This is a genomic window from Streptomyces sp. YGL11-2 (assembly GCF_050054615.1).
Taxonomy (GTDB): Bacteria; Actinomycetota; Actinomycetes; order Streptomycetales; family Streptomycetaceae; genus Streptomyces.
The window spans coordinates 276,649-291,859 of record NZ_JBNHIN010000004.1; the positions used below are offsets into that span (position 1 = coordinate 276,649).

At 72.6% G+C, this 15,211-nt stretch carries 12 protein-coding genes; 4 read left to right on the forward strand and 8 right to left on the reverse strand.

Annotated elements, in window-relative coordinates:
- Nucleotides 1-55: 55 nt before the first annotated feature.
- On the forward strand, nucleotides 56-961 hold the full coding sequence (locus ACO1BR_RS07640) for a LysR substrate-binding domain-containing protein (protein WP_426794248.1): 906 nt from the start codon (nucleotides 56-58) through the stop codon (nucleotides 959-961).
- A gap of 17 nt (nucleotides 962-978) precedes the next feature.
- Here ACO1BR_RS07640 and ACO1BR_RS07645 read toward each other — a convergent pair whose 3' ends face one another.
- Nucleotides 979-1,671: a response regulator gene (locus ACO1BR_RS07645; RefSeq protein WP_426794249.1), complete on the reverse strand. Its 693-nt coding sequence runs from the start codon at nucleotides 1,669-1,671 to the stop codon at nucleotides 979-981.
- Nucleotides 1,668-3,332, reverse strand: a complete 1,665-nt coding sequence (locus ACO1BR_RS07650; protein WP_426794250.1) for an ATP-binding protein — start codon at nucleotides 3,330-3,332, stop codon at nucleotides 1,668-1,670. The genes ACO1BR_RS07645 and ACO1BR_RS07650 overlap by 4 nt, the downstream gene beginning before the upstream one ends.
- Nucleotides 3,333-3,559: 227 nt before the next feature.
- Here ACO1BR_RS07650 and ACO1BR_RS07655 point away from each other — a divergent pair, with 227 nt between their 5' ends.
- Genes ACO1BR_RS07655 through ACO1BR_RS07665 form a run of 3 tightly spaced genes read left to right on the forward strand, consistent with a single transcriptional unit; the run spans nucleotide 3,560 to nucleotide 6,328 of the window.
- The gene (locus tag ACO1BR_RS07655) at nucleotides 3,560-4,375 is read left to right on the forward strand and encodes an ABC transporter ATP-binding protein (RefSeq protein WP_426794251.1); all 816 of its coding nucleotides are present in this window, start codon (nucleotides 3,560-3,562) and stop codon (nucleotides 4,373-4,375) included.
- Nucleotides 4,365-5,240 (forward strand): ABC transporter permease, encoded by an 876-nt coding sequence (locus ACO1BR_RS07660; protein WP_426794252.1) that lies wholly within the window; start codon nucleotides 4,365-4,367, stop codon nucleotides 5,238-5,240. Before ACO1BR_RS07655 ends, ACO1BR_RS07660 begins: the two co-directional genes overlap by 11 nt.
- Before the next feature lie 56 nt (nucleotides 5,241-5,296).
- Entirely contained in the window at nucleotides 5,297-6,328 is a 1,032-nt protein-coding gene (locus ACO1BR_RS07665; protein WP_426794253.1) for an ABC transporter substrate-binding protein, read from the forward strand.
- A gap of 83 nt (nucleotides 6,329-6,411) precedes the next feature.
- On the opposite strand, the gene ACO1BR_RS07670 is transcribed toward ACO1BR_RS07665, so the two are convergent.
- The 6 genes from ACO1BR_RS07670 to ACO1BR_RS07695 form a co-directional block, all read right to left on the reverse strand.
- Nucleotides 6,412-7,404: a hypothetical protein gene (locus ACO1BR_RS07670; RefSeq protein ID WP_426794254.1), complete on the reverse strand. Its 993-nt coding sequence runs from the start codon at nucleotides 7,402-7,404 to the stop codon at nucleotides 6,412-6,414.
- Complete coding sequence (locus ACO1BR_RS07675) at nucleotides 7,401-8,471, reverse strand: trypsin-like serine peptidase (protein ID WP_426794255.1); 1,071 nt, start codon at nucleotides 8,469-8,471, stop codon at nucleotides 7,401-7,403. Before ACO1BR_RS07675 ends, ACO1BR_RS07670 begins: the two co-directional genes overlap by 4 nt.
- A gap of 131 nt (nucleotides 8,472-8,602) precedes the next feature.
- On the reverse strand, nucleotides 8,603-9,745 hold the full coding sequence (locus ACO1BR_RS07680; protein ID WP_426794256.1) for a trypsin-like peptidase domain-containing protein: 1,143 nt from the start codon (nucleotides 9,743-9,745) through the stop codon (nucleotides 8,603-8,605).
- Nucleotides 9,742-12,858, reverse strand: a complete 3,117-nt coding sequence (locus ACO1BR_RS07685) for an AAA family ATPase (protein ID WP_426794257.1) — start codon at nucleotides 12,856-12,858, stop codon at nucleotides 9,742-9,744. Before ACO1BR_RS07685 ends, ACO1BR_RS07680 begins: the two co-directional genes overlap by 4 nt.
- On the reverse strand, nucleotides 12,839-13,969 hold the full coding sequence (locus tag ACO1BR_RS07690) for a hypothetical protein (RefSeq protein WP_426794258.1): 1,131 nt from the start codon (nucleotides 13,967-13,969) through the stop codon (nucleotides 12,839-12,841). Before ACO1BR_RS07690 ends, ACO1BR_RS07685 begins: the two co-directional genes overlap by 20 nt.
- 89 nt (nucleotides 13,970-14,058) lie before the next feature.
- Nucleotides 14,059-15,090: an alpha/beta fold hydrolase gene (locus ACO1BR_RS07695; RefSeq protein ID WP_426794259.1), complete on the reverse strand. Its 1,032-nt coding sequence runs from the start codon at nucleotides 15,088-15,090 to the stop codon at nucleotides 14,059-14,061.
- Nucleotides 15,091-15,211 lie beyond the last annotated feature (121 nt).

Consider the following 15,211-nt stretch of genomic DNA (forward strand, 5'->3'; position numbering starts at 1 on the left):
GATCGCGAGCAGTGATCAATGAGTGATCGACAGGGGTCACGGCGAACGGGGGGCCATGGAGATCCGTCAGCTGCGCTACTTCCTCGCCGTGGCGGAGGAACTGCACTTCGGCCGCGCCGCCGAGCGGCTGCACATCGTGCAGTCCGCGGTGAGCCAGCAACTCCGCCGGCTGGAGCGCGAACTGGGCACCGACCTGTTCGCCCGGTCCACCCGCACCGTCCGGCTCACCGAGGCCGGCAGCCGGCTGCTCCCGTACGCCAGGGAGATGCTCACCCTCCAGGCGCGCGCCCGGGAAGCCCTCGACGAGCTGCGCGCCGAACAGGCCGCGACGGTGCGGCTGGGCACCAGCTCCGGCCTCGGCGCGCGGCTGGACGCGGTGCTCGCCGCCTTCGCCCGGCTCGCCGCCCACGCCCAGCTGGAACTCGTCTCCGGCAGCACCGAGGAACGCCTCCGGCAGGTGCGCTCCGGCGAGCTGGACGCGACCCTGCTGCGCGGCGAACGGGACGATGCCGGGCTGGAGTTCCTGCCGCTGTGGCAGGACGCGCTGATGGCGGCGCTGCCCGCCCGCCACGAACTCGCCGCACACGAGACCGTCGAGCTGGCCCGGCTCGCCGAGCTGCCGCTGCGGCTGTCGCCGCACTCCCGCAACCCCGCCCTGCACGACCTGGTCATGCACTCCTGCCGCGAGGCCGGCTTCGCGCCCGTGGCGGGACCGGAGTTCACCAACGCCCAGGACACGCTGGCCGCGATCGGGTACGGCAAGCCGTCCTGGACGGTGTTCTACGCCCCGCACGCCGTTCAACTGCCGGTGCCCGGTGTGGTGTTCCGCCCGCTGTGCGACCCCGTCCCCAGGATCCGGAGCTATCTCGCGGTACGGCCCGACCCGCCGGGGGCCGGGCTGCGTGCGCTGATCGAGGCGTGCCACGCCGCCGCGGAGGCGGGCCCGGGGCGGCCGGGCTGAGCGAGCGCCCGCCTCCCTCAGCCGGCCCGCGACCGGGCATACAGGTGCTCGGGCCGCCCGGTGTCGCCGTACTTGAGGGTCAGCCGGATGCGGCCGGTGCGTTCCAGGTGCTTGAGGTAGCGCTGGGCGGTGGAGCGGCTGACCCCGGCGCGCTCGGCGACGTCCTGGGCGGAGAGCGGGAGCCCGGCCTCGTCCAGGATCCGGCGGATCAGGTCGACGGTCGCCGCCGAGTGGCCCTTGGGCAGCTCGGAGTGCGGGGACCCGGGGGTCCGCAGGGCCGCGAAGATCCGGTCCACCTGCTCCTGCCCGGCCTCGCCGTCACCGCTCACGCCCTCGACGGTACGGCGCAGCGCGGCATAGCCGTCCAGCTTGGCGCGCAGCCCCGAGAACCCGAAGGGCTTGACCAGGTATTGCAGTGCGCCGTACCGCATCGCGGCCTGCACGGTGGCCACGTCGCGGGCCGCCGTCACCATGATCACGTCGGTGTGGTGGCCCAGCTGCCGCAGCCGCCGCATCAGGGTCAGGCCCGTCTCGTCCGGCAAATAGTGGTCGAGCAGCACCAGATCGACCGGGGTACGCTCCAACGTGGCCAGCGCCTGGGCCGCCGTATGGGCCCGGCCGGCAACGCGGAAGCCGGGCACCTGGGTCACATACGCGGCATTGATCTCCGCAACGCGGAAGTCGTCGTCCACGACGAGGACATCGATCATGGTGACTCTCCTGTGGCGGTGAGCTGACGGGAGGCGGCAGGGCAGGGGGCGTGCTCCCGGGTGAGCCGCTCGGGCGCGAGCGCTTCGGGCAGCACGACGGTGAAGACCGCCCCGCCGCCCGCGCGGGCGGTCACCCGGGCCATCCCGCCGTAGCGCTCGGACAGCCGGCGCACCAGGGCGAGGCCGATGCCCCGGCCCCGGGAGGAGTCGGTGGCGCACTTCGTGGACCAGCCCTCGGCGAAGATCCGCTCGCGCATGTCGGGCGGCACCCCGGGCCCGGTGTCGCTGACCCGCAGGACCGCGGTGGTGCCTTCGGGGCGCAGGTCCACCTCGATGAACGGCTCGGCGCAGCGGCGCCCCGCGGTGGCGTCCAGTGCGTTGTCGATCAGATTGCCCAGGACGGTCACCAGGTCGCGCGGGTCGACGACCGCGTCGGGCAGCAGCGTCGCCGGGGAGATCCGCAGCGCCACACCGCGCTCGGCGGCGATCGCGGCCTTGCCGACCAGCAGTGCGGACAGCAGCGGGTCGTGCACCCGCTCGGCGATCTGCTCCGCGGACGCCCGGTGCTCGCTGGCGACCTCCGCGACGAACTCCACCGCCGTGTCGTACCGCCCCAGTTCGAGCAGTCCGCGGAGCGTGTGCAACTGGTTGGCGTGCTCGTGGTCCTGGGCCCGCAGCGCGTCCAGCAGGCCCTGGGTGCTGTCCAGTTCCCGGCCCAGCAGCTCCAGTTCGGTGCGGTCGCGCAGGGTCACCACGGCCCCGCCGTCCCGGGTCGGCACGCGGTTGGCGACCAGCACCCGCCCGCCGCTGACGGCCAGCAGATCGCTGCCGTCCACCCGACCCGCCAGGACGTCCGTGGTGCGCCCCGGCGGCAGCACCTCGTCCAGGGCGCGGCCCGCGGTGCCCGCGTCGAGCCCGAGCAGCCGCCCGGCCTCGTCGTTGACCAGCCGGATCCGGCCCTTCCGGTCGAAGGCGACCACACCCTCCCGGATGCCGTGCAGCATCGCCTCGCGCTCGGCCAGCAGCGCGGAGATGTCGGCGGTGGCGACCCCGTGCGTACGGCGGCGCAGACTGCGGGCGACCCCCACCGCGGCCAGCACGCCGACCGCGAGCGCGGCGCCCGCGTAGCGCAGCAGCCCGGGGATGGCGCCGAGCAGCAGCCCGTGCACGCTGTCGTAGGCGATCCCGACCGAGACCGCGCCGACGATCCGGCCGCCGGCGTCGCGCAGCGGCACCTTCGCACGCGCCGACCGGCCCAGCGTGCCGGTGTCGATCTGCCGGACCTCCCGGCCGGCCAGGGTCCGGCTGGGGTCGGTGGAGACGTGGTGGCCGATCTCGGCGGTGTTGGTGTGCGACCAGCGCACCCCGTGAGTGTCCATCACCACGACGTACAGCGCCCCGGTGGACCGGCGGATCCGTTCCGCGGTGGACTGCACCGGGCCGTGCGGTGCGGGTGCGGAGGCGACCAGGTTGCGGGCCAGTTCCGGGTCCGCGGCGGCGGTCTGGGCGATGGCCTGCGCCCGGCGCATCGCCTGGTCGTCCAGCACATGGCTGAACGGGGCGAGGAACAGGCCGGTGGCCAGCACCATCACCCCCGTCGTGATGGCCAGTTGCGTGATCAGGACCTGTGCGAAGACGCGACGGGGCCAGTGGATCCGCATGCGGTCCCCCTTGTCTCGGCGGCCCGGCGCAGCTTTGCGGAACCGACTCTTTCCGTTGATCTCCGATGAACGCAACGTAAGCCGCCGCGGCCCGGCTGCCCACCCTCTGTCGAACCTTTGTTGTTCTAGCGTGAGCAAAATGGGCACAACAGGGTTTGCGCGCAGAAAGACTGGTTGCGCCCACAAGGCTGCCGCTGTGGCCCGGCTCGCTCCTAGCCTCCCGCTCCATGAACAGCCACACGAGCCCCGCCATCGAGCTGCGGGGGGCGAGCAAGACCTTCCGCACCCCCTCGGGCGGACTGCACACCGCCGTCCGGGACTTGGACCTGACCGTCGAACGCGGCGAGTTCGTCGCCGTGGTCGGCCCCACCGGTTGCGGTAAGTCGACGACCCTGACCCTGGTCAGCGGATTGGAAGAGCCCACCGAGGGCGATGTCCTGGTCGCCGGCGAACCGGTCCGCGGCATCGGCGACAAGGTCGGCTTCGTCTTCCAGCAGGACGCCGTCTTCCCCTGGCGCACCGTGCTGTCCAACGTGATGGCCGGCCCGCGCTTCCGCGGCGTCCCCAAGTCCGTGGCCAGGGAGCGGGCCCGTGACTGGCTCGCCCGGGTCGGCCTCGCCGCCTTCGAGGACCGCTACCCCCACCAGCTCTCCGGCGGCCAGCGCAAGCGCGTCGCCCTCGCCGCGACCTTCGTCAACGACCCCGAGATCCTGCTCATGGACGAGCCGTTCTCCGCGCTCGACGTCCAGACCCGGGCCCTGATGTCGGACGAACTCCTGGACCTGTGGTCCGGAACCGGTGCCTCCGTCGTCTTCGTCACCCACGACCTCGAAGAGTCCATCGCCCTCGCCGACAAGGTCGTCGTCATGACCGCGGGACCGGCGACCGTCAAGGAGGTCTTCGCCATCGACCTGCCGCGCCCCCGCCGGGTCGAGTCGGTGCGGCTGGAGCCGCGGTTCATCGAGATCTACCGGGAGATCTGGTCCTCGCTCGGCGAAGAGGTCCGCATCACCCGCGAGAGGGGTGCCGCCCATGTCGCCTGAGACCGCCACCGCACCGGCTGCCCACGGCAGGGCCGGCGCCGCCGGATCCCGTACGCATGCCAGGGCCCGCGCCGCCCGGAACCACAGGATCCTCGTCCACGGCACCCGGGTACTGCTCCTCGTGGGGTTGCTCGGCCTCTGGGAATGGCTGGCCCGCGCCGCCGTCATCGACCCCTTCAACTTCTCGATGCCGTCGAAGATCTGGGACCAGATCACCCAGTGGGCGCTCAACGGCACCCCGCAGGGGCCCCTTGTGGAGCAGATCTGGTACACGCTCTACGAGGCGCTGCTCGGCTGGGTCATCGGCGTCCTCGGGGGTGTCGTCCTCGGCATCGCCCTCGGCCGGATCCGCTTCCTGGCCGACGTGCTCGGCCCCTACATCAAGGTCCTCAACGCGCTGCCGCGGATCGTCCTGGCCCCGATCTTCATCATCGGGCTCGGTCTCGGACCCGCCTCGAAGGTCGCCTCCGCCGTCGTCCTGGTCTTCTTCCCGGTGTTCTTCAACGCCTTCCAGGGCGCCCGCGAGGTCGACCGCAACCTGGTGGCCAACTCCCGGATCCTGGGCGCCAGCAAGCGCCAGGTCACCCTCCAGGTCGTCATCCCCTCCGCCACCTCCTGGATCTTCACCAGCCTGCACGTCAGCTTCGGCTTCGCCCTGATCGGCGCCATCGTCGGCGAGTACCTCGGCGCGACGAAGGGCCTGGGCCTGCTCGTCTCGGCCTCCCAGGGCACCTTCAACGCCGCCGGCGTCTACGCGGCCATGGTCATCCTCGCCGTCGTCGCCCTGCTCGCCGAAGGGGTGCTGGCCTTCCTCGAAAAGCGGCTCTTCCGCTGGAAGCCGGCCGACCCCGGCGAGGCCCGCTAACCGCGCCGCGGCCCGCCGACCCTCCCGCCCATCCGCCCCCTCACAAGGACGTGACCATGCGCACCCAGCTCAAGCTCTCCGCCGCCGTGGCCGCCGCCGCGCTCGCCCTCACCGGTCTGACCGCCTGCGGCGGCTCCTCCCCGGATGCCTCCGCGGACGCCAAGGACGGCAAGCTCAAGATCATGGTGGGCGGCCTCGACAAGGTCATCTACCTCCCCGCCCGGCTCACCCAGCAGCTCGGCTACTTCAAGGCCGAGGGCCTCGACGTCACCCTGCTCACCGAACCGGCCGGCGTCCAGGCCACCACCTCCCTGCTCTCCGGAGACGTCCAGGGTGTCGTCGGCTTCTACGACCACACCCTCGACCTCCAGGCGAAGAACAAGCAGGTCGAATCGGTGGTCCAACTGGCGCAGACCCCCGGCGAGGTGGAGCTGGTCGCCGACAAGGCCGCCGGCGACATCACCTCCCCCAAGGACTTCAAGGGCAAGACGCTCGGCGTCACCGGCCTCGGGTCGTCCACCGACTTCCTCACCAAGTACCTGGCGGTCAAGAACGGCGTCAGGACAGAGGACTTCCACACGGTCGGGGTCGGCGCCGGGCAGACCTTCCTCGCCGCCTTCCAACAGGGCTCCATCCAGGGCGGAATGACCACCGACCCGACCGTGGCACAGGTCCTCGACAAGAACCTCGGCAAGGTGCTCATCGACATGCGCACCCCCGAAGGCTCCCAGCAGGCGCTCGGCGGCCTCTACCCCTCCTCCAGCCTCTACATGAGCACGGACTGGGTGAACAGCCACAAGGACACCGTCCAGAAGCTCGCCAACGCGTTCGTCAGGACCCTCAGGTGGATGTCCGTCCACACGCCCGAGGAGATCGCCGCGAAGATGCCCGCCGACTACGCGCAGGGCGGCAAGGAGCTCTACGCCAAGGCCATCAAGAACACCCTCCCGATGTTCACCAAGGACGGCGTGATGCCCGCCGACGGCCCCGCGACCGTCGAGCGCGTCCTGAAGTCCTTCAACCCCAACCTCAAGAACGCCTCCATCGACCTGAAGAAGACCTACACCACCGAGTTCGTCAAGAAGTGACCACGCGGCGGAGAGCCGCGCCGCGGACGTCGTGACGCCCCTGGGGCCTGTCCGGTGGGTCAGGGTCGGACAGGCCCCAGGGATCAGCCGCGGAACCCCATGTGCACATGATCCCGGTGGGTGTCGTCCGAGAAGAACTGGTCGGCCGCTCCCCCCGACAGCTGGAGCGGCCCGCCGACGTTGTAGGACCCGGCGGCGGCCGCCGCCCGCATGAACTCCTCGACCAGCGCCCGCGACGTCCCCGGATCGACCACCGCATGCCCGTCGATCCGCCACACGTCGACGGCCCGCCCCCGCGGATGGTCGCTGGGCCGGTCCGTCCCGAACACCTTCAGCGGATGCCCGGACCGCACCACGCTCACGTCGATCCGGTACGTACGGGCCAGGTCCAGCAGCGCCCGCACGACGCTCGCGTGGACCTGCCCGCTGCGGATGTCAGCAACCGCCGCCGGTGGCAACCGAATCGACGCCCCCGCGTCCAGCACCCGCTGCGCCTCGGGGCTCAGCGCCGTCGCCGGCGCCCCGGGCTCGGCCGGACGCAGGGCCGTCACCTCCCACCGCGGCCGGGCCTTCTGCAGCCGCACGTCCACCGTCGTCCCGCCGGCCACCACCGCCCCGTCCCCGCGCCGCACCCACTGCCGGCACACCACCAGCACACTCGCCGAGTCCGCCAGAATCCCCCCGTACTGCGCGTCCACCACCTCCAGCACCGCCTGCGCACCCCCGGGCCGCAGCGCCCCCGCCTGATCCACCAGCGCCGGCTCCAGCCCCAGCGCCCCCACCCGCGCCATCGCCGCGTCCCGCTCCCCGGCCGGCCAGGACCCGATGGCCTGCACCAGCTCCACGGCCCGCACCTTCACCTCCGGCTGCACATCCCCCGGACTGGGCCACCAGGCCGGGACCTTCGGGAGCCCGGCGAGGGTGGCGGTCGCAGCGGGGCGCGGCGAGGCGGGCGCGCCGCCCCGGCTTCCGCCCGAGCACCCGGCGACCCCCAGCAGCACCGCGGGCGCCCCCTTGAGGAGCGTCCGCGGGCGGGGGAGCGGGCCGTCCGGACCGCGGTGGTCGGCGATGCTCATACGAAGTTCACCCCCGCCCGCCGGAGCATCGGATCGTCCGCCAACTGCCACAGTGGTACGGCGTAGTTGCCCTGGCCGTACCGGCCGCCGAAGTGGAGGCCCAGGACGCGGTGGTCGGCGAGGTCGACGACGGGGGAGCCGCTGTTGCCGCCCAGGGTGGAGCAGTCGTGGCGCATGACGTTTTCCTCCGGTTCCAGCCCGGTGGTCATGCCGGGCTGAAGTCGTTTGACGTTGTAGACATCCATGAAGATCCGGCGCATGGACTCCGGTTCGTTGCGGCGGCCGTCCCAGGCCGGGTAGCCGACGCAGTACACCGGGTGCCCCGGCAGATCGGCGGGTGCGTCCGCGGCCACCGCCAGGGGAGTGGGGAGCGTGCTGCCGCCGAGGTACGGGGATATCCGCAACAGGGCCAGGTCGACGTCCTCGTGGATGCCCAGGACCTCGGTCACCTCGTACGAGGGGCCGCCGTCCGCCGGGTCGTCGGTGCCGGAGTACTCCTCGCCCATGTCGAGTGCGGCGCCCAGGCCCTGCTGGAAGGTCCAGCCGCCGCCCGCACCCCGCGCGAACTCCGCCGCGACATGGCGGTTGGTCATCACCACGTCCGGGCCGACCAGGAACCCCGTACCGAGCCAGTCCAGGCTGAAATGCCCGGAGATCTCCACCCGGCCCACCCGGGCCAGGGTCTCCCGGATCGCGGCCCGGTGGCCGTCGAGCACCGCCCAGTCGCCCTGCTGCGGCGCGAAGTCATGGTTCTGCACGAGGATGGCGGGCCGCCCTTCGAGCAGGACGATGGCCTCCATGCCGAACGACTCGTCGTCGCTGATCTCGTCGGCGCGTCCCGTGGCGAGCTTCTCCAGGCCGCTGGCGCCCGCCGACAGCACCCGGGTCCGCTCCTGCCGGGCGTACTGCGAGATCTGGTCGGCGGGCAGTTCGTCGGCGGGCAGCCCCACCGAGGATTCGGGGATCTCCCAGGACAGCTGGTCCCGTACCCGCGCCGCCACCGCGCACAGATCCGAGAAGACCCGCTCGGGACCGGTCGCCACCGGTGATCGACTCCGGTTGTGCATCTCGCCCTCCTCCGTCGCGTCGTCGAGGTTGCCGGGTGCCCTTCGGCCGACTGACCGATGGGTCGATGAAGTGGTGCGGTCGATGGGGCGCGGCTGGTCGATGGGTGGAAGGTCGGTGAGGGGCAGCCGCATCAGCTCCGTTGTTGCGCCGCGGCGATCTCGGCGTGGACGTCGGGACTGTGCGCCGCAAGATGCCGCAGCACGCTGGTCAGCTGCGTGCCGACGTTCACGAACGCCGTCGTACGGCCCTGGAACTCCACGTTCTCCACCCGCCGCGTCCCCCGGTGGAGCGCCACCACCCGCCAGTCGTCGGTGAGTACCGGCGAGCCGGACGAACCGCCGCGGGTGTCGGTGAAGTAGCGGACGTCGTGCTCGTCCGCCTCGTAGACGAGGTTGTTGCGCAGCGCCACCCGCTTCGGCAGGCCGCCTGGGTGCTGGATGATGTTGACGGCCACGAAGTCGCCGTCGGCGAGGGTCAGCGGCCGGTCGGCCAGTCTCAGCGCGGGGCGGGCCGGCGAGTCGGCCAGCCGCAGCACCGCGTAGTCCAACTCCGGGTCGGCTGCGGCGAGTTCGGTGACGGCGGCGTCGGGGGTCGCCTCGTCGGTGTCGGTGTCGGTGTCCGCGTCGTAGTCGAAGCGGGCGCGGGTGTGCCGGGCCTGGAGGCCCAGGTCGTCGGGGTCGGCGAGCGGGCGTTGACCGCCCGTCCCGGTACGGGCGTTGACCACATGGTGGTTGGTGATCAGGAGGTCCGGCGCGATGAGCCAGCCGGTCCCGGCGTGCGGGAAGCCGTTCGGCTGGAGCGGGGCGCCGCCCTGATACGGCGGGACCTTGAGGCGGGCGACCGCCGCCGCGGCCAGGTCGCCGCCGCGGAGGAACCCGATGGGGACGGTGTCGTCCCGGTGGACGATCGCCTCCTTGATCTCCGGGGCCGCCCGCCCGGCCAGCACGTCCGGTTCGCCGCCGGCCTGCCGCGCCACATCGTCCAGGGCGCCCTGGAACGTCGCGAGGGCGGCCGCCTCGGTGGTCTGCGCCACGGCGTTGCGCAGCCAGATCTCCAGGGGCACGGAGCCGTCCACCAGCCGCTCGACCCGGTTCATCTGGTTGAGGTCCGAGTGCAGTTGGTGCCCGGGGGCGGCCAGCACCGGGAGCGTGCCGCGGTAGCGGGTCATGATGCCGTCGAAGAGCAGCGGGCGCAGGGCAGGGTCGCCCAGGCCGGTCTCCAGCGCGGTGTCCCGCAGTCGAAGAACGGCGTCCGCCGGGAGATATGCCGTCATGATGGGCCACCGGGCCCTGCCGGGCCGCTTCCCTTCTCGTACCCGCTCCCGGCCGGCTCCGGCCGGACCCGCGCCTCCCGCTGCGCCGCGGCCTCCGGCGCCGCCCGCCCATGGGTCCCCACGCCCATCGCCGCGGCCACGCCCGCCACGATCTCGCCGCTCCGGTCGGAGACCGCCAGCAGCCGCCGGGCGAGCGAGGTGAGGGTGCCGCGGTCGCGGGCCACCCGCAGGATGTCGCTGATCCGGGCGGGGCCGTGGGGCGCGGGCGCCGCGCCCTGGCCCGCGGCCCCGGCGGCCCGGCCCGGCCCCGCCGCATCGTCCAGGATCCCCATCACGGCGCCCAGCAGGCCGGGCTGACGGTGCGTCGCCCGGCACATCGCCGCGCCCAGGGTGTCCAGCGTCTCGTCGTCCGTCGGCAGCCCGACGACCTCCAGCGCATGGTCCAGGGCGCCCGGGTCCTGACCGTAGATCTGCGAGGCGACGGCGCGGACGAGCACCGGCTGATCGGCCAGCACCGCGTCGGGCAACTCCCGTAGTTGCGTGGCGAGTTGATGGCCCGCCTCGGCTCCGGAGTCCTCGCCGGCGCCGGCGCCGGACGGCAGCCGGGCCCGCGCCAGCCGTGCGCCCATCGCCTCCAGGTCCTCCCCGAGGCCGACCGCCACCTCCTCCGCCGCCCGCAGCTGCCGGTCGGCGCACGCCAGGTCGCCGGCCTCCTCGGCAAGCCGCGCCGAGAGCAGCAGTAGCTCCAGCCGCCGCTTCGGGCAGCCGCCCCGCTCGGCCCGCGCGATGGCCTCGGTGACGGCGCCGCGTGCCTCGCCGCGCTGCCCGAGCCGGTTCAGGGCCTCGACCATCAGGGCGTGCAGCGGGCTGCACGCAGTCCAGGGCCGCCGCTGCCCGAGCCGTACCAGCGCCGCCTGGGCGTAGCCCTGCGCCAGCAGGTCCTCCACCTCGCGCGCCGCGATCCGCTCCCAGTCCTCCTGGTCGGCGCCCGCGGCCACCCGGTCCGGCGCGCCGCCGCCGAGCCGCGCCGTCAGCAGCCCCGCGGCCCTGGGGGACATGTCCTGCTGTGCCCCGGCCAGCAGCCGCTCGACGCCGGGCAGCCACCGCTCCTCCACCGACCGGGGGTTCTCGTCCAGCCGCAGCCGGTGGTAGATCTCCTCGGCCCGCGCCTCCAGCCCGTCCCGCGCGGCGTAGTGCTCCACCGCGCGCCGCTCGACCGCCCGGATCACCTCCGTGCGGTCCCCGGCCGGCAGCCGCAGCATGATCGCCCGTACGTCGCCGCGGTAGCGCACCGCTTCCGGCCGGGCCGGCTCCACCATGTCCAGCCGGCTCAGTTCGCCGAACAGCCGGCGCGCCTCGTCCATCGATTGCACCCGCAGTCCGCAGGGTTCGGCCAGTACGTCCTTGATGATCTCCGGGGTGATGACCCGCAGTGCCAGGCCCGGATAGGCGAGCCGGCGCACGTCCTCGTTGGCGATATGGCTGAGGATCCGGTCGTAGAGGATGCCCTGGACGAGCATCTGGTCGACACGCCGGAACACCTCCTCGCGGCGGGCCGGCAGACTGCGGATCAGGTCGCCGGTCTGCTCGGTCTCGCTGCCGGCGAGCGCGGCGGCCCGCGCGGCGAGCCGCAGGCTGAGCGGATGGCCGCCGACCCGCTCGGCCAACGCCGCGGCCACGTCGGGGTCGTTGACGCCCAGCGACCGCAGGAGGGCGACAGCCGCCGGCGGGTCCAGCTCGCACAGCCGGATCTCCAGGGACGTGACCCTGCGCGCCGGATGGTCGACCGGTGCCCGGCCGGAGACGATCAACCGCAGCCGTGGATAGACACGCTGGAGCGACATGCAGATCGCCCACATCCGGCCCAGCACCGGCGATCCGCGGTACTGCGCCTCCTCGAAGGAGTCGACGGCCAGCACGAACGGCGGATCCGGCCGGCCCGCCGCGGTCACCGCCCGCACCAGGACGTCGGCCACCCGCCGGATCAGATCGGTCTCCCGCTCGGTGGCCAGTGCGTGGAACTCCTCCGACGAACTGCGCCCCAGCACCCGGGTGGTGGCCAGCTGATGCAGCTGGGCCACCCGTTCCTGCTCCTCCCGCTGGCTGCACGCCGCCTGCTGGCACTCGTCCGCCAGCGCGTCCAGCTCGGCACGGAACTCCGGGTACTGGACGCCGAGTTGCCGGGCCGCCTCGGCGATCAGCGTCACCGGCTCCTGGATGGACAGGGTGGGCCGCTCGAAGTCGATATAGGCGAACGGAAAGGCGGGGGTGTCCGCGGCCGGGAACCCGTGGGCCGGATCCGGCACGGCGTCCAGCAGGAACTTGGCGAGCAGGGTGCTCTTGCCCATCCCGCCGGGACCGTGGATGACCAGCGGCGGCGCCGGCGCCGCGTGCGCGCCCGTACTGAGCAGCTGCCCGGCCAGCTCCTCGCGGGCCGCCGCGTCCCCGGGCGGTACGCCGACAAAGGCGCGCAGCTGGTCGAGTTCCCGGCCGCGGCCCTGGAACGGCGCCCGCATCAGGCGTTCCAGCGGATCGAGCAGCCGGGCCCGCTCCAGCGCGTTCTGCAGCTCTCCGGCGTCGGGCAGTCCCGCAACGCCCGGCACCCGCGACAGCCACAGCACCGCCTGGAGGGTGTCGGCCAGCTCCTCGACCGACGGGCGTGCCGTCCGGTGGGCCGTCGCGGACAGATTGCCGTTCAGGAACGCCAGACAGACGGCCTCCGGCCCGCCGGGCTCGTCGGGGAACTGCTCGCGGTTGGCTGCCAGGGCCAGCCGGGCGGCCTGCGGCCCGGCCATCCCGCGCAGCGCCGCTTCCCGGATCTCGGACGTGAGCGACCACTCGGCGCGCCCGGCGGCCCCCAAGGTGGTGCAGTCGTCGAGGAGTTCCAGCACGGCACTCCCGGTCGGGCCGTCCTCACCGGGCAGCCGCAGCCGCAGCGGATCGAAGTGGGACAGCAGGCAGGCGGCCTCCCGGTAGGCCCGGCGCGTGTCCGTCACGGCCGGCGGCGACGGCTCGCCCGTCCGCAGTTCCTGCCGCAGCCGGGCGCCGAACAGCTCCCGTACGTCGGCCGAGGACGGACCCGGGAGGTGGGGCTCAGAGGGTTTGGTAGACACGGATCGCCTTCTCCGCCGCCGTACAGATCTTCCGCATATAGCTGTCGCCGTCGCCGTCCCGCACCCCCGAATCTCGGAGCACCGCGTCCACCGCCTCGTCCACCAGACCGGCGATGACGGATTCGTCGGGCTGTGCCGTATCGCTGAGCCGGGGCGGCGATTCATGGAAGTACTGGTCGAAGAAGCTGTGCAGATCCTGGCGTTCGACCACCCGCGCGGTGTCCCAGCACAGACTTCCCCGCAGGTCGTAGGGGAGTTGGTACATCGAGCGGCCGTATCCGAGGAGGACGAGCCGGGGCGCCTGGTCGCCGCGCACGGCGGCGTGCTCGTAAATCGCCATCGCCAGCTGGCCGATGAAGTCCCAGACGTCGGACCGGGGGTCGAGCTTGTCGCATTCGTCGAGGACCAGCCAGTAGTGCTCGTCGGCGGCGGTCGCCTGCCCGACCACCCAGTGCACCGCGTCATCGATCGCCGGGAGCAGGTCGTTGAGCCGGGTGGGGTCGAACGGCCGGCTTTCGGCCCGCGGATCGGCGAGGAAGGCGGCCAGCCGCCGGATGACCTGCGAGGCGGTGGAGGTGCGCGACAGGACGACGCGGACCGGACGGAATCCGCGGTGCTGCGCGATATGGCGCAGAAAGGTGTAGGTGTACGACCGGCCGCTGTCCGGATCGCCGTCCACCGCCAGGACGAACTTGTTCTGGTCGTCGACGAACCGGCGCAGCGTCTCCCGCAGTTCCTGCCGGTCGATGAACGCCTCGGTGCCGTTCTTCAGGACGCAGGTACGGAAGGTGTCCCGCCGCGTGTGGATCTCCAGGTCCTCCTGCAGGCGGCGGAGGAATTCCCGGGCAGTGGTGATTTCGGGCAGTGCGGACAGCCGGTCGAGGCGGTTCACGGCCTCCAGGAGTTCCACCTGCTGCCGGATGTTCCGGCGTGCGGCCTGCACCAGGGAACGGGCGTTTTCCGCGCTGACCGTCGTGATGGGGAGCGCCGCGACGAATTCCTCGGAGAAGCCGTGGTTGAGGAGTTCGGTGCGGGGGTGGTCGGTGTCGAGGAAGAGGTACTGCGTCAACCACGTGGTGACCGCGAACCATTCCGCTTCGTTCAATGGCATGCCACACCTACCCACCCGCCCCTCGGCAGCGCGGGACGAGCCGACTTCTGCACTGCCTCCTCTTTGTCATGTTTCCACCCGGTCTGTGCTCACGCAAGGTGATCGAAGATCCGCTGTACCGGCTCTCTGACCGGCGGTTGCGACAGGTAGGGGCCGATCCCGTGGTGGTTGCCGCTGTCGTTGGTGACCAGCAGATCGGTGATCCGCTCCGGCGGTCCGAACTCCGGCCGCAGGGTGTGGTCGAGCGCCACCAGATCCCGCAGATCCGACGCGTTGCGCCAGGCCAGCACCCCCTCCGGAACCGCCGGCGGGCGAGCCAGCTGGTCCTGCACCTCGGTGATCGCCAGCGGCGACCCCACGGTGACCAGCAGTTCCACCTCCTGCCCCCGCTCCCTCAGCACCTCGTAGGCCACCACGGATCCGAGACTGTGGCCGACGACCACCAGGGGCCCGCCGTCCAGCCCGTCCAGCGCCTTCGCGACCACCCCGCGGATCGCCGGTCCGGCCCCGCCGAAGAAGTACGCATGGACATCCCTGAACGTGTGCCTGGCCAGCTCCCGGAACACCGCGGTACGCACCGGCCGGGGCAGCGGCAGCAGTTCCAGCGGAAGCGCGCCGTCGTCCTCCTCTTCCGCGTCACCGCCGGTCTCGGCGCTGCCCAGGGTCTCGGCCAGATACGTCATGTCCCGCAGCCAGTCGACAAGTGCGCCCTCCACCGCCGCGCGCTCCCCGTCCGGGCCCGCCCGGTCCTCGCCGCCCCGGCCCTCCAGCCCGACGGCGCCGCATTCCCGCCACGACTCGGAAACGGTGAGCGCCACGAATTCCTCGGGATCGGCGAATAGTCCGGATTCCGCCGCCCGCCCGGATTCCTTCATTTCTGTCATCGTCTCCGCCGCCGCACCGGCCGATTCCGCGTGCGCCACCGGCCCGCCGTCCAGCGGATCCGGCCGGAAATCCGGCAGCGGTTTCTCGTACCGCAGCGCGGCCCAATACGCCATACGGGACGCCCCGGCCATATCCCTGCCGAAGAGCGCCTGATCCCATTGCGACTTCAGCAATTCCGGGCGCACCTTGTTCCCGATGCCGTGCACATAGACCACGGTGGGCCGCCTGGGGTGCATGCCGCCTCCTGCCGCCGTTCCTCCGCCGCACCCCTTCCCGGCGGTGCGGACGACGCATCGGCGCCGCCCCGTAAGCCACTCGAACAGCCGGGCGGCCGGCCGCCCGCGCCGGCGGTCGTGC